General features: G+C 37.4%; 9 protein-coding genes. 2 read left to right on the top strand and 7 right to left on the bottom strand.

Annotated elements, in window-relative coordinates:
- Positions 1–178 precede the first annotated feature (178 nt).
- From FBR08_RS08970 to FBR08_RS08955, 4 genes are all read right to left on the bottom strand, one after another.
- Positions 179–1,681 carry a SusD/RagB family nutrient-binding outer membrane lipoprotein gene (locus FBR08_RS08970; protein ID WP_158962423.1) on the bottom strand — a complete coding sequence of 501 codons (1,503 nt, stop codon included), beginning with the start codon at positions 1,679–1,681 and terminating at the stop codon, positions 179–181.
- Between the two features lie 13 nt (positions 1,682–1,694).
- On the bottom strand, positions 1,695–4,877 hold the full coding sequence (locus FBR08_RS08965; protein WP_158962422.1) for a SusC/RagA family TonB-linked outer membrane protein: 3,183 nt from the start codon (positions 4,875–4,877) through the stop codon (positions 1,695–1,697).
- A 566-nt stretch (positions 4,878–5,443) separates the two neighbouring features.
- Positions 5,444–6,964: a RagB/SusD family nutrient uptake outer membrane protein gene (locus tag FBR08_RS08960; RefSeq protein ID WP_158962421.1), complete on the bottom strand. Its 1,521-nt coding sequence runs from the start codon at positions 6,962–6,964 to the stop codon at positions 5,444–5,446.
- A gap of 6 nt (positions 6,965–6,970) precedes the next feature.
- Positions 6,971–10,030 carry a SusC/RagA family TonB-linked outer membrane protein gene (locus FBR08_RS08955; protein WP_158962420.1) on the bottom strand — a complete coding sequence of 1,020 codons (3,060 nt, stop codon included), beginning with the start codon at positions 10,028–10,030 and terminating at the stop codon, positions 6,971–6,973.
- Between the two features lie 443 nt (positions 10,031–10,473).
- Here FBR08_RS08955 and FBR08_RS08950 point away from each other — a divergent pair, with 443 nt between their 5' ends.
- Complete coding sequence (locus tag FBR08_RS08950; protein WP_158962419.1) at positions 10,474–11,073, top strand: ribonuclease HII; 600 nt, start codon at positions 10,474–10,476, stop codon at positions 11,071–11,073.
- 114 nt (positions 11,074–11,187) lie between these two features.
- Here FBR08_RS08950 and hemL read toward each other — a convergent pair whose 3' ends face one another.
- Genes hemL through FBR08_RS08935 form a run of 3 tightly spaced genes read right to left on the bottom strand, consistent with a single transcriptional unit; the run spans position 11,188 to position 14,287 of the window.
- Positions 11,188–12,468 carry a glutamate-1-semialdehyde 2,1-aminomutase gene (hemL, locus tag FBR08_RS08945; protein ID WP_158962418.1) on the bottom strand — a complete coding sequence of 427 codons (1,281 nt, stop codon included), beginning with the start codon at positions 12,466–12,468 and terminating at the stop codon, positions 11,188–11,190.
- Between the two features lie 6 nt (positions 12,469–12,474).
- Positions 12,475–13,398 (bottom strand): glucosaminidase domain-containing protein, encoded by a 924-nt coding sequence (locus FBR08_RS08940; RefSeq protein WP_158962417.1) that lies wholly within the window; start codon positions 13,396–13,398, stop codon positions 12,475–12,477.
- Between the two features lie 4 nt (positions 13,399–13,402).
- The gene (locus FBR08_RS08935) at positions 13,403–14,287 is read right to left on the bottom strand and encodes a 1-aminocyclopropane-1-carboxylate deaminase/D-cysteine desulfhydrase (protein WP_158962416.1); all 885 of its coding nucleotides are present in this window, start codon (positions 14,285–14,287) and stop codon (positions 13,403–13,405) included.
- Positions 14,288–14,505: 218 nt separating this feature from the next.
- Between FBR08_RS08935 and FBR08_RS08930 the strand changes: the two genes are divergently transcribed.
- The gene (locus FBR08_RS08930; protein WP_158962415.1) at positions 14,506–16,494 is read left to right on the top strand and encodes a urocanate hydratase; all 1,989 of its coding nucleotides are present in this window, start codon (positions 14,506–14,508) and stop codon (positions 16,492–16,494) included.
- Positions 16,495–16,501: the final 7 nt, after the last annotated feature.

Here is a 16,501-nt window from a genome sequence, read left to right as displayed (position 1 = left end):
AACTAGACAAAGATTGTAGAAGACCCATTTCTCCCCACTTTCGATGATCTCAATAAACGCAAGCCACACTAAAAGTTATAATTAAAAATCAACTCCTGACGACCTCTATTTCCTAACCCGTATATAAAAAAAGAGGAAGCCTTTCGACTTCCTCTCTATAAAAATATAATTTTCAGGTTTATCTTGTTCCACCTGCCCACCAAACATCATCCGTATACACATAATTACCATCACCGTAAGCTGCTCTTACATGTGGATTATTTGACACATCCGAGTTTCCATACGAAAAACGCTTAGGGAATTTAGCTGGGTCTTTGTGTTGTAATTCAATTAAATTTTCTCCCATTGCTTTCCATCTTCTGATGTCGTTGTACATCTCTATACTTTCAACCTCAAAAGCGGATAAATACTTCTCTTGAGCAATGCGTTTTAACAAATCATCACCTGCTAAATTAGTAGGTAGATTACGATTATATCCATTAATAGGCTTAGGCTCATTCGGCTTTGGCACATAACGAACGTAAGTAATACTTTGCTTTTTATCTAAGTATCCTGCATCAACTGCTGCTTGTAAGGTAGCGTTCGCCTGTGGAATTCCTAGGCGAGCTTGTGCTTCGGCTTTCAAGAATAACAGTTCATGGTAGCTCATTAAATAAACCGCATTCGTTGCATTTTTCAAATCTGTTGCTGTACTATAACTCAACGCTGAAGGTGAATAAACACTCTGTGATTGTGTGACATCTTTTGCGTGATCCACTAATACCACCTTAGGATCATCCTTCCCTACTTTGATAAAATAATCATTCAAACGCGGATCAGCTGTATCTAACTTTTGCATCAAATCATAATAGGTTTTTGATGCATACATCCCCTTTCTAGCGCGATAAACCAAATAAAAAGGATAGTTTACTCCAGGAACTTGATATTTAAAATCCCCTTCACTAAAAGTAAAAGATTTATCCACATTATCAATAACCCCTTGATAATCAGGATTTTTTAACGACATTCGCATAAGATATCTCGCCTTTAATCCATAAGCTGCTTTTGTCCAACTTGTTACATCTCCATTTGTATAAACCAAATCTTGTTTCCCTAAATTAGGATACTCTGATTTTTTGGCTAAATTTTCAATTCCATCATCTAACAATTGAAATACAGCCTTATAAATATCTTCTTGTCTATCAATTTTCGCTTGCGGATTTTTTAAAGGCTCAAGTGCCTCCGAATAAGGTACATCACCAAATAAATCCGTCAACAATGCTAAATTATATGCCTTTAGGATTTGAGCCACACCTAACGTATGATAGTTACCTGCTTCTTCCCCTCCTGCTGAGCATTTTTGCTCGACAAGCTTCAAGCTTCGCAGGTTGACATAAATAGCATTCCATTGATTATTGTATGTTGTACTAGCCGAAGGCTCTCCCAATCGTTCTTGTGCATTATAAAACTGATTAAACGTTCCTCCTAATAACTCTGTATAAATGGACGCATAAAAAGCTAAATCGCCTCCTGTGATAGAGAATCCTGTTTTAGTCATCACTTCTGTAAGGATAAATTTAGATTCCATGAATTCAGGATCATTTTTATTCTTGTTGATGTCATCCATTTTATCCTCCGAACAAGACTGCAATGCTAAAGCCGCCACGACTATACTTGCTAAAATATATTTAATTCTTTTCATTTTTCTCTTCTAATTAAAATGTAACATTAACGGAGAAACCAATACTCTTGGCTTGCGGTATAGAATAATGTTCAAAACCACCACTCATATTGTTGTTTCCTTGCGAAGACTCTGGATCTAAATTTGGCATTTTTGACCACAACAGTAAGTTACGGGCAAAAGCGGATACTCTTAGATCTACCTTATCTTTCCAAATCTTGTCAAATTTATAGCCCAAACTCACATCGCGTAATTTCACAAAACTCGCATCATACACATTACTCTCCGTAATACCACTCATGATATTTTCGTATTTTGCACGTGTTTCGTTTGTAATTGCTACATTATTTTCAACTGAATTGCCATTTGCATCTTTGTAAACTCCATCAAATACAAACGACTGATCGCGATTTCCTGTACTAGAGTCAACTCCATATAGCTTCATCCCCATATTGGATCCGCTATACATTTTACCTCCATTTTTCCATTCTACCGTTGCACTTAAGTTCCAACTTTTCCAAGTTAAACTCGTAGAACCACCTAAAATAAATTTTGGTGCTACTTCTCCTAAAGCTTTTGCAGTTCCAACGATTGGCATCCCTTTATCATCTACTAAAATTCGACCATTATCATCACGAGCAAAAGAAGTTCCGTAAATTACAGGAAAACGATCCCCTGCTTGTGCGCGAATTTGGGGTTCCACAAACCCTCCTAATACAATATTTTCTACTCCTTCTTTTAATTCATCAACTTTTGAATCAATTTTAGAGAAGTTCGCATTGATGGTCCATTGCCAATCTTGCGTTTGCACTGGTGTTACAAAAGCGGTAATTTCATGGGAAATGGTATGAATTTTCCCCCCATTGGTTACAAAACTCGATGCTCCTGTTGATCCAGCTAATGGCACTGGAAAAATCTGATCTTTTACATCTTGACGTGAGAAAGTATAATCGATTCCAAAACGGTTGTCAAAAAATCTAAAATCCCCTCCAAACTCCCACGATTTCGTATTTTGTGGTTTTAAGTTAGGATCATAAATCATTGTATTAGGAATATACCCAACCGCTCCATCTAATGGGTACAAGATTGGATTAGAGCTCCAGAAACCTCCCGCATAACTAGGTGTATAGTAATAATCTTTTAGATAATCACCTGCTTGCCCTACTTCCGCATAAGATCCTCTTAATTTCGCAAAGCTCAAAACACTGTTTCCTTTTAATCCTTCCAGCTCTGTCAACACAAAACCTAATGATACCGAAGGATAGACGAAATCTCTATTTCCTCTTGGCATAGTCGATACAATATCTTTACGAATCGTACCGTTCAAGAAAATCATATCGCGGTAAGACAATCCTACGTTTGAAAAGAAACCAACATTACGCTTCATTTCACGTATTTCTTTTGTAGTAACACTCATAGCATTTCCAATAGTAGGCCAACCTCCAAAATTCAAACCTCCACCAAAATCATCATACATTTTCAAACTCGTCTCATTGAACTCATTTCCGACCATAATATCAAAGCGGAAATCATCCCCTAATAGCATATCATAGTTAATGGTGAATAAAGAGTTAGCTACCGTATTAGTAATTCCTCTTAATTTAATATTAGCTGTTTCTCCAGAAAGATCATGTCCAGATCCAAACTCATATACATCTCTATAATGTGTCGTATACGTATCTATCCCTGCTTGGTAACGGAAAGTCAAATTTTTTGACCCATCCGCACTAATCTCAGGCGCATAGGCAATATTGGCATTTCCGTAAAAACGACCTGTTTTTTCCGAAAACTCATTGTGTTCTGCAGCCCAGTAAGGATTATTAAAAGACCCAACGCGATAATGAATTTGCTCGTAAATACTCTTATCTGTGTGAATTGGCGTTCCTTTTTGATCAAAACTCACAGGTGCTCCCCAAATTCCAGGTAATACTGAGTTATTTGCTGCAGAGGCTTTTCTTACATCACTGGTGATATAACTACCTGCAAAACCCGTAGTCCATTCAGAATTCAATTTGGTTTCTCCTGAGAATTTAATCGTCGTACGCTTCATTTCTGTACCCGGCATAATACCTTCTTGAGTCGTATTAGCCAAACCAAAGGAATAATTGGTTTTTCCCGTATTTTGACTAATATTAAAATTATTCGTCAAGGTTTTTCCCGTTCTAAAATAAGCATCAATGTTATCATATACGCCTGGTGTTACCCAAGGATTTAACTTTGCTTCTGCCAATTGAGGCACATAATACTGTCCAGGACGTAGAACTCCTCCATTTAAATCATTCGCTACATTACCACCATACTTAGGGTCGTTTGGCAACTCCGAAATTTTTGGTCCCCAAGACATTGAACTATAAGGATCATACTTTCCATCCACCCCTTGTCCATAGGTTTTTTGCAAACTTGGCTTTTTAGACAAGCTCTCAAAACTACTGGTTGATGTAAAACTAATGACCGGCTTTCCTTCTTTTAGTCCTCTACCGCTCTTGGTTGTAATTACCACTACCCCATTGGATGCACGAATACCATACAAAGCAGAAGCTGCTTGTCCTTTTAAGATATTGATGGTTTCGATATCACTTGGATCAATATCAATAGCACGGTTAGCAATATCTGCCCCTGAAGTACTATTTCCTGTTGAAATAGGTGCTGTTGATTCGATTGGCATCCCGTCAATTACATATAAAGGCGTATTATTTCCTGTAAATGAACGAGCTCCGCGAATTACAATTTGAGAAGACGCACCTGGCGCACCACTTGATGGAGTGATTTGAACACCGGCTAGCTTCCCTTGTAATGCTCCTGATAAACTGCTGTTTTCTGTTTTGTTGATATCAGCCGCTTTTAATTCTTGTGTTGCATAACCTAGCGCTTTTGCACTTCGTTTGATTCCCATAGCTGTTACAACTACTTCTTCTAACTGATGCTCATCAGCAACCATAGCTACATTAAACACATTAGCACCCCCAACGGTGTGCTTCACCTCTTTCATTCCAATGAACGAAAAGACAAGCACTTCACCTTGCTTGGCTTTTATGGAATATTTACCATCTAAATCGGTTTGTGTACCCATTTGGGTTCCTTTAATCACAACCGTTACCCCTGGCAGTGGCATGCCTTCCTCTGATACCACTCCAGATAGTGTTTTTTCCTGCGCAAACCCTACTTGTACAAGTAGGATCATGATGGACGCATAAATCCACTTAATCTTCGATCTCATTCTTAAAAAATTGATTAGTTAGTTAAACAAATCTAAACATTTTTTACTAGACCGCCGAAGCCATTTCGTACAAACAGAAACAAAAATACAACTCACAAAAGAATTTACTTACAAAATAACCACATTTTAAGTTAAATAATGAATATAAAAACAATATAAAACACCACACACTTAACTAAAAACAAGTGTCTAAATATTAAACTAATCAAACATTTAATATATTTTTAGCATTCATACTTGTTTTTCATTAACAAAGTCAAACTCAATTTTTAATCACAATATCTCCCAAAAAAAAGGAAGAAAGAAACAAAACATACCCTAAAATAGATAAAAAACAAAAAACAATTCCCAATACAACTAAATCACCACACCTATGTTAAATCAATCTTATCAACTATTTTTATCCTGCTAAATGATCAGCTAGCACCATAATAACCAACCCATTACACACAAACACTAACACAACAAAGCCTTAGAGTATATTCCAATAGAAATCGAATAAACACGGATAAAAACAAAAAAGGGCTGTCCGAAGACAGCCCTTTTGGTATAAGAAACAGAATATACTAATATCCTTCGTTTTGATCAATTTTACTTGCATTAATCTCGTTACGTGGAATAGGGAAAGCTAACTTAGGCGATCCATATTTAATTTCTTTTATTACCTGAGGAGTAATAGCCATGTTTTCCTTATTACGCATTTGATCTTCGAAGCGAAATCCTTCAAAAACTAATTCTTTACGTCTTTCAGTCAATACAGCTTCTAATGTAAGTGTAGTGTATTTAGCTGCTGGTTTACCTAAATAACGCTCTGAAGCTAATTTGTTTAATAAACTTAAAGCTACACCTTCATCAGTATTTGTACGCGCTGCAGCCTCAACATAGTTAAGCAACAATTCTTCGTAACGCATTACTTTGATATTAGCGCTTATTCTCGTGTATTTTCCGAAGTTACGGTAATACTCAAGATCATAACGAATAGAAGGATCCACTGCTACCTCACCATCTAATTCTTCTTTTGTCAACTTGATATATTGATTCGCTCCAATCTTTTTATAGCTCCCTTTCTCATTTTGAACTACATTGTTATATCCTTGCATTTTCTCGGAAGAACGAATATCATTCTGATTTTCAAATAACGCTTGCAAGTTTTCACCTAAACCAACTACATCTCCATAACCATCATATGAAAAGATGTTATACAAGGAGTTATTTCCAGGATTATTAACGTTGTCTTGCGCTAATTCAAATACCGTATTACTTTGTATTCCTTCTGCACTAAATGAACCAATATAAGAACTTTCCGGAATAACATCTCCTCCTAAATCCATGGCTGATTTAGCACTTTCCATTGCGATCGTGTAATCAGATTCATCAAACGCACCGAAAAACAACGCTACTCTTGATTTCACACCATAAATTGCTTGTTGTGTAAAGCGCTTTTTGTTTGAAGCATTTTTATCAACTAATTTCAACGCTTCCTCTAAATCTTTGTAGATATTATCGCGAACCTCTTTTACAGAAATGCGTTTATAGTTTTTCGTATCCAATTCACCAAAACGCGTAATATAAGGAACACCTAAAGCATCTAATCCTTTATCACCAACATATTGCTGACCATAAATACGCAATAAATCGAAATGAGCTAAAGCGCGAATAGCATAAGCTTCCGCTTTTCCTTGCTTAATTTCCGTTTCATTACCTGTTTTAACCTCTGCTCCAATTGCTAAGTTAGCCGAACTAATTACTTCGTAAATTTTCTTCCACGTATCTGCAGGGAATGTATGCGTAGCAGTCAAATTAAATCCAGATACGTTTTGGAAGCGGTTAGAAAATCCAGCCGCTGCATAAGCATTATCTCCACGAACCTCACTATAGATGATGATATCACGCCCATAATAAGCAACATTCACCATTCTATAATACGCTCCAGATACTGTTGCACGCAAATCAGTTGCAGTTTCTATTGGTTTCGCTTCAATGTCGCGAGAACCTTCTAAGGTAGCATCTAAACGATCATCCGAACAACTCGTCAGTCCAGAAGATAGTAAAGCTACCGTTAAAATTGAAAATATAATCTTTTTCATAACTTTTTAAAACTTAACATTTACAGAAAACACAATTGATTTCACTGGAGGAGTAGCTACACTCACATATCCTGTAGCATCCACTTCTGGATCATATTTCAATCCTTTGTCTTTCACCCAAGTCCACAAGTTGGTTCCAATAACTGAAAGTGTCACTCCATCTAAGTTTAATGCTCTTGTGAAAGCTGAATTAAAGTTATATCCTAACGTGACATTTCTCAATCGAATATAATCTCCATCATATAAAAATCGCGTCGATGGGTCTGTGAAATTCTCGTTTCCACCCGTTGCTTTATATTCTACCACAGGTACATCCGTAATATCTCCAGGATTTTGCCATCTATCCAACATTTGCGAAGACGCATTCGATGAAATAATAGCACTTGTAGTACCCGCCGTTTTAAATGCATATTGCTCATATACTTTATGACCACCTGCAAATGTAAACATACCGTCTAAATAGAATCCTTTGTAATCTACGTGTACATTAGCCCCTCCTGTAAATTTAGGCAACGCACTTGCTCCTTGAAATCTAGATTCTGCATTTTTATACACAGAAGTCTTTTTATTATCAGCATCATACCACGTAGGTTGTCCAGTTTGAGCATCTACTCCTGCCCATGTTGGCATGTACCACTCACTAACAGCATGTCCTTTAACATCCGCAGTGTATGATTTATAGTCTGCCATTTCTACACCATCAATCACAGGCATTTCAGTAATTCTATTGCGTACAGTTCCAAAGTTAGCACCAACTGAAATATTGAAATCTTTTGATCGAACGATTTCCGCATTTAATTCAAGTTCAATACCACGGTTGTTCATTGCCCCCATGTTCATCATTTGAGATTCAAATCCAGACATTTTTGACAAACTTTTCTTGTATAACAAATCACTTGTTTTACTTTCAAAGTACGTAGCACCAAAAGTGAAACGATCTTCAAACATACCCATCATGAAACCAACATCCATTTTCTCTTGCTTTTCCCATCCGATAGGTCCACCAATTTGAGTGGGTACTAGAGCAGCCTCACCATCATAAGAAACAACATCAGCACGACGCACATATTGGTTTGGATTAATCTGAGAGTTACCGTTAGTACCATAAGACCCTCTAAAACGCATCGTTGAAATAGTAGATTGATTAGCCATCCAATTTTCTAAATGCATGTTCCAAGCCCCTCCTACTGAATAGAAGTAACCAATGCGATCTGTAAATTTAGACGAACCTTCGCGTCTTCCTGTTAAGTCAACTAAGAATCTGTTTTGGTAATTATAGTTGATGATCCCAACATAACCTAAGTTAGCATCATCCAAAAAGTCATAAGCTACATCTTTATTTGCTGCCGCTGCTGCTAAGGAATTAAATCCTTCTAACAAAATTTGACCTGAGCCCTCGAAGAAACTGCGTTTAGATTTTTGATATTCAACCAAAACTTTTGTATTGAATTGGTGATTTTCTCCTAAATAGAATTTATAATCTAAACCATTCTGAGCCACATAATTGAAGTTATTTCTAGCTGCTTTCACAGTAGTTCCTTGGTAGTTTTTACCGTCTCCATGAACTGGATTTCTATACTCTGAAAAATCAGCTAAAGTATAATCAATAGCCATAGAAGAAGTAAACTTCAAATTATCTGTAATCGCATAACTAATCGAATTTGAATTAATTACACGTGTTACATCATTCAACGTTTGATTGTGTTTCGTTGTATACACTACGTTGTGATACCCTGAATTTGGTAAATAGTAAGAACCATCCTCATTATACAATGGATTCCATGGATTCATTACTAATTTAATATAGTTCGGGTTTGAGAAATAAGCTCCTCCTTCAGAAATACCATTTTGTTTGGTATTCGTCACTTTAATACTCGTATTAAATTCTATTTTATCATTGATTTTTTGCATAAAGCTCAATGAAGCTCCAATACGTCTAAAATCCGAGCCAATTACGGTACTTTCGATTTTATCGTGAGACAATGATGCATAGAAATTGTGACGGTCGCTACCACCAGTAGCTGAAAAGTTCATACTTGTCAGTGGTGCATCTTGATTTTTCACATAATCTCCCCAATCATTATCAGGACGACCAGCAGCGATCCAATTACCGTAGTTTCCAGATTTAGAGAAGTTAGCTAAAGCAAAAGCCCCAGTTTCTTCACGGGCAAAACCACCTTCTTCTCTAGTTCCATAAGTTCTATACACTCCATCTAAGAAAATTTCTTCTTTCTCATTTGAACTCAATAAACGTGGTCCTTTAACCGCATTGTTTTGAAATCCTACACGGGTTGCAAAGTTAAACTTCGTCTCTCCTGTTTTTCCTCTTTTTGTTGTAATCAAAATAACTCCATTGGTACCACGAGCACCATATACTGCTGTTGCACCTGCATCTTTTAAAACAGTCATCGACTCAATATCAGCAGGATTAATTGTTGCTAATAAAGACAAAGATGTTGAAGGAGAGTCTGTCCCTTGGTTTCCTCCAGAAAAGTCACCATCATACATTGGAATACCATCAATAACATATAAAGGCTCATTTGTAGCAGTCATGGAGTTACGTCCACGAATACGAATATTCTGCTTTGCTCCAGGCGAACCAGAAGAAGCAGACATTTGTAAACCAGCCACACGTCCTTGTAACGCTTGATCCGCAGATGCCATTGGCGTAGCCGCTACTGCATCTCCCTTAATTGCAACAGCATTTCCTGTTACTTGGTTTTTTGTTTTAACCTGTCCATAAGCCAAAACAACAACTTCTTCTAACATATCTTCGACTGTAGTCATCGACACATTATAAGCGTTAGCTGCACCTACTTTATAAGTAACATCTTTTAACCCGATAAAGGAAAAAGATACTACATCTCCTTGTTTTACCTTCAAAGAGTAATTACCGTCTAAATCGGTTTGTGTACCCATTTGGGTTCCCTGGATAACCACAGTAACTCCAGGCAAAGGCATACCTTCCTCAGAAACAACCCCTTTTAGCGTCTTTTCCTGAGCGAATGCAAATTGTACCATTAGTGCCATAACTAGCACTAAAGTCCATTTTAGCTTTGATCTCATTATTTAATTTGAATTAGTTAGTTCGCAAACATAAAAAACTAAACTAAAACCTAGTTAAGTTTTCCTATCATTAACTAGAAACAAAGCAATGAAATACTAAAGAATAGACATTAAATCAATATAATTATATAAAAAAAAATAAAACAACTACAAAATAGATTAAAAAATCAAATAATTACCACCAACACTCAAACCAAAAAACTTAACAAAGACTTATCATTGCCCTTACATTTAACAGCTCGAAAAATCTGTTACTAAACCCAAATAACCACAACACACTAAGGCTCAGATAACAAGATAAAAACACCTTAAAAAACAACTTTTTTTCAAAATGTTAAATTTTAAATTCTTAGGATTTATTTAATGGATTTATTAGTTAATATTACCTTTTCAAGACCTAGATTCACCTTTAGAGTCTTACCTTTGTTTTTCATTTTTTAGTTATGTTACTACATCATTATTCAGAAGTATTATACGAGGCTGGAACCGATGAAGCTGGTAGAGGTTGTATTGCCGGACCAGTAACTGCAGCGGCTGTTATTCTCCCTCCAGATTTCACCAATGAAATCTTAAATGACTCCAAACAGCTTTCAGCAAAGAGTCGTTATAGTCTGAGAAGTATTATTGAAGAACAGGCCTTAAGTTATGGTGTAACGCATCTACATGAAGATGTAATTGAGGAATTGAATATCTTACATGCTGCCATCAAGGCTATGCAAGAAAGCGTATACCAATTAAAACCTATGCCCGAATTCTTACTCGTAGATGGCAATAAATTCACCCCTATTCCCAACATTCCCCACCAGTGTATTGTTAAAGGCGATGCCAAGTATTTGAGTTTAGCTGCCGCCTCTGTGTTAGCAAAAACCTATCGCGATGATTACATGAATCAAATACACGAAGAATTTCCGATGTACAATTGGAAGAAAAACAAAGGATATCCAACACAAGAACACCGAGCGGCCATTTTAGAATATGGCCCGTGTAAATATCACCGAAAATCATTCAAACTTTTACCTGATCAATTAAAGTTAGATCTATAATACAGCACTCATCTTGACTTTTTCAGTTGAAGTAAAAAAGTTAAGATGAGTGCATAAAAAAATCTCTTTTACACAACGCAAAAGAGATTTTTGTTTTTATCTGAGGATAAACTATTAAGCGAATACTTTTTCTACCGCTTGAATCGTAAAATCTAAATCTTCATAGGTCAACGCATCCGTAATAAACCAAGTTTCGTAAGAAGATGGGGCAATGTAAACTCCCTCTTTTAGAAGGCCGTGGAAAAATTTCTTAAACGTTTCATTATTTCCATAACCTGCCGTATCGAAATCCACAACTTCGCGTTCATCAAAAAACACGGAAATCATAGATCCTACGCGATTAATGGTATATTTTATTTGTTTTCCATCTAAGACACGGCGCATTCCTTGCTCTAAATAAGCTGTTTTTTCTTCTAAGCGTTGGAATACGGCTAAATCACTATTAATAGCTTGTAACATGGCCAATCCAGCTGCCATAGCCAACGGATTACCAGATAAAGTTCCGGCTTGATATACAGGTCCAACAGGCGCTAAATAATCCATTACTTGAGCAGAACCGGCGAATGCTCCCACAGGTAGCCCACCGCCAATCACTTTACCAAAAGTAACTAAATCTGCGCGTACGCCAAATAACTCTTGTGCTCCACCTCGTGCTAATCGAAATCCCGTCATGACTTCATCAAAAACCAACAAGGCTCCATGTGCATCACACAACTCACGCAATCCTTCTAAAAATCCTGCTTTAGGCGTAACACATCCCATATTTCCTGCAACGGGTTCTATAATAATAGCTGCTATTTCTCCTTTATTTGCCTCGAAAATAGAAGCCACATTAGCCAAATCATTATACGTTGCCAACAAAGTATCTTTAGCTGTTCCTTGTGTCACTCCAGGACTATTAGGAGATCCAAAGGTAACTGCACCACTACCTGCTTGAATCAAAAATGAATCCGAATGCCCGTGATAACAGCCTTTAAACTTGATAATCTTCTCTCTATCTGTATATCCTCTAGCTAATCGAATAGCACTCATACACGCTTCTGTCCCTGAATTAACAAATCGAATCTTATCAATATTTGGCACCATGGAAACAGCTAATGCTGCAATTTCAGTTTCTATTTCTGTTGGCATACCAAAAGAAGTTCCCTTTTTAGCTTTCTCAATGACTGCATCTACCACTGGCGGGTAAGCATGTCCCAATAACATAGGCCCCCATGAGTTAATATAATCAATCAGTCGATTTCCATCCACATCATACAAATAAGCTCCCTTCGCTTCTTTGACAAATATGGGAGTACCTCCTACAGATTTAAATGCTCTAACCGGCGAATTTACTCCCCCGGGAATAACTTTTTCAGCTTCTGCAAAAAGCTGACTACTTCTTTGATATAACATAGTATTTTACAATTTTAAACGTTGACCAATCGAAAGATTAGTTCCATCTAGATTATTGGATTTCTGCAGCTTTGCCACAGTTGTATTGTATTTTTTCGATATAGAATACAACGTATCTCCTTTTTGAACCACATGGGATTTTGCAACGGCCTTCGTATCTATTTTGGTTTTCGTATCTACTTTGACCTCTGCTTTTTTGTCTACTTCCTTTTTAGCACGTGGAGAAGTCAGCCCCAACACTTCACGATCGTATTGATCTAGTGTATAGCGCTCTATCAAACTAATTAATTTATTTGCGTATTTGGGATCCGTAGCATATCCTGCTTTTTTTAGTCCATGTGCCCACCCTTCATAATCATCCTTATCCAAGGCAAACAAATCATTGTAACGACTACGCGATACTAAAAACTGAGAGTGATCGCGGTAGGATTCCTCTGGAGCATCGTATTTTCTGAAACACTCATCAGGGGCATCATCTGTATGTCGAACGGAAGGACCATCCCATTCTTTATGACATTTAATCCCAAAATGATTATTGGCATTTCTACTCAAGGTTCCTTGACCAGAGCCCGATTCTAAAACACCTTGCGCCAACGTAATACTCGCCGGAATTCCATAAGACGACATATTGTCTTTGGCTATATCCTTATACTGTAAAATATAATCCTGAATCATATCTGTTGTAACCGAAATCCGCGAAGTCGCCTCAAGTGTTTCACTGGTTTTAGCCGCAGTGCGCTTGTCTTTTTCACGCTTCGCCTCCTCCTGAATACGACGTTGCTCTTCTACCTTTTTTTGTTGAGCGCGATATTGTTCTTTAGACACCAACTCTTTGGTTTTAGACTTCTTTCCTGTGAATTTGGAATTGTTCTTTACCCCACAACTTACAAGCGTGAGTAAACAGAACAGTAAAAGGATTTTTCTAATCATATAGCTATTTTATTTTTTCATTCCACCCTTGTAAGCCTCCCGTGTGAATAGCGAGAATCTTACTCTTGTTTTTAAATTGGCCACGCTCAATTAAATCAAAGATACCAAAAAGTAGTTTACTTGTATAAATCGGATCCAAAAGAATTCCTGTTTGCCGCTCAAAATCGCCTATAAATTGCAATAAATCAGCATTGTACTTTGCATACCCTCCAAAGTGATACCCCGTTTGCAAGGTCCAATTTTCTTTGGTTGTGTATTTTTTGATTTCATCCAGCAGAAAATCACCTTTCAAGGCAGGGAAACCAATAACTTGTTGATGAGCAAAAGAACGGTTGATAATTCCAGCAATCGTTCCTCCGGTTCCCACCGCACAACACACATAATCATAGACAACATCTTCCTCTTGCAAGATTTCCTCTGTTCCCTTGATTGCCGCTTGATTTGTCCCTCCTTCTGGAACGAGGTAAAAATCACCAAATTCTTCTTCTAGTCTCGCTAAAAAAGCGACTGAATCTTTCATCCTATACTCCGTACGCGTAACAAATTTAAAACGCATGCCATCCTCAGCTGCTTTTTTTAAAGTAGGATTGTCCTGATAATTATCTTTGATTTCTTCTCCGCGAATTACACCTATCGTTTGTACCCCTAATATTCTTCCCGCGGCTGCGGTTGCGGCAATGTGATTGGAATACGCTCCTCCAAAAGTCAATACTTGCTGATAGCCCCCAACCTCTGCCGCCTCCATATTGTATTTCAATTTTCGAAATTTATTACCCGAAACTTCTGGATGCAACAAATCTTCCCTTCGAATAAACAATTCAACGCCGCTACTAAAAGGAAGTTCAACTTGTACGGTAGGCACAGTCTCATTTGAAAACAGATTCTTCATTACATATCACATTTACAAGCCTTTAATTTACGATAGGTTTAACTAAAACCTCTTTTTTTTGTATAAATATTAAAATAAATAATACAAGAGTTTTTAGTAACTTACCTACGGAAATTTGAGTCAAAATCTAAAGCTAGATTACGAGACAAAACTAGTTAATAGTTTTTAGGTTTTTACTTAAAAAACACATAAATAATTAATCACAAAAAACTCAGAAAATGACTTTTAAGGAACAAATTTTACAAGGAATTCCAAATGAGCTACCAGCAAAAAAGGAGTATGATCCTGCAATTAATCACGCTCCAAAACGCAAAGAAATATTGACAGAAGAAGAAAAGAAACTTGCCTTGCGAAATGCTTTACGTTATTTTGATGCTAAACATCACTCCGAGTTAATTCAAGAATTTAAAGACGAATTAGAAACCTATGGTCGCATCTACATGTATCGCTTTAGACCCGACTACAAGATATACGCAAGACCTATAGAAGAATATCCAGGAAACTCTACACAAGCCAAAGCAATCATGCTGATGATTCAAAATAATTTGGATTATGCTGTTGCACAACATCCTCATGAATTAATCACTTACGGAGGTAATGGTGCAGTTTTTTCTAACTGGGCTCAATATCTATTGACCATGCGCTATCTAGCAGAAATGACAGATGAGCAAACACTTGTCATGTATTCTGGACATCCGATGGGACTATTCCCTTCACATGCTAAGGCTCCTCGTGTTGTAGTGACCAATGGAATGATGATCCCGAATTACTCTAAACCCGATGATTGGGAAAAATTCAATGCCTTAGGTGTTACCCAATATGGTCAAATGACAGCGGGAAGCTATATGTATATTGGCCCTCAAGGAATTGTACATGGAACAACAATTACCGTATTGAATGGAGGTAGAAAAATCGCCAAAAATGGAGAAGATTTAACAGGGAAACTATTTGTAACTTCAGGACTAGGAGGCATGAGTGGTGCTCAACCCAAAGCTGGTAATATAGCTGGATGCATCACTATTTGTGCAGAAGTCAATCCGAAAGCCGTACATACAAGACACACTCAAGGCTGGGTAGACGAAGTAATTACAGATATCAATGCCTTGGTTCCTCGCGTAAAACAAGCGCAAGAAAACAAAGAAGTGGTTTCCATTGCCTTTCAAGGTAATATTGTTGAAGTATGGGAGAAATTCGCAGAAGACAACCTTTTTGTACATTTAGGATCGGATCAAACTTCCTTACACAACCCTTGGGCTGGAGGATACTATCCTGTGGGATTATCTTTTGAAGAGGCTAACGATATGATGGCCAATAATCCAACTTTATTCAAAGAAAAAGTACAAGAATCTCTACGCAGACAAGCGGCGGCTATTAACAAGCACACAGCCAAAGGAACGTATTTCTTTGACTATGGAAACGCCTTCTTACTAGAGGCTTCTAGAGCTGGAGCTGATATTATGGCAGAGAATGGCATCGACTTTAAATACCCTAGTTACGTACAAGACATCATGGGTCCTATGTGCTTTGATTACGGCTTTGGTCCTTTCCGTTGGGTTTGCGCTTCAGGAAAACCAGAAGATTTAGCTAAAACGGACGAAATTGCTTGTCGCGTATTAGAAGATATTATGCAAACTTCACCTGCGGAGATTCAGCAACAAATGGCAGATAACATTCGCTGGATTAAAGGTGCACAAGAGAACAAACTTGTCGTTGGATCACAAGCGCGTATTTTATATGCAGATTCAGAAGGTCGAATTAAAATTGCAGAAGCCTTTAACCAGGCAATTAAAGAAGGAATCATCGGCCCTGTAGTATTAGGTCGTGATCACCATGATGTATCAGGAACAGATTCGCCTTACCGTGAAACATCAAACATTTATGATGGATCTCGTTTCACTGCGGATATGGCGATTCACAACGTAATTGGCGATAGCTTCAGAGGCGCTACTTGGGTTTCTATCCACAATGGTGGTGGTGTTGGATGGGGAGAAGTTATCAACGGTGGTTTTGGTATGCTTTTAGATGGTAGTAAAGAAGCAGATGACAAATTAAAATCTATGTTATTCTGGGATGTAAACAACGGTATTGCACGACGCAACTGGGCACGAAATAAAGAAGCTACATTTGCTATCAAACGCGCAATGGAAGTAGAACCTCTTCTAAAGGTAACGCTTCCCCATATCGTTGACGATAGTCTATTAAATTAACTCACAT

The sequence above is a fragment of the Myroides fluvii genome (assembly GCF_009792295.1).
Taxonomy (GTDB): Bacteria; Bacteroidota; Bacteroidia; order Flavobacteriales; family Flavobacteriaceae; genus Flavobacterium; species Flavobacterium fluvii_A.
The sequence above is the reverse complement of the archived record's forward strand: the minus strand, read 5'-3'. Positions and strand labels throughout refer to the sequence as shown.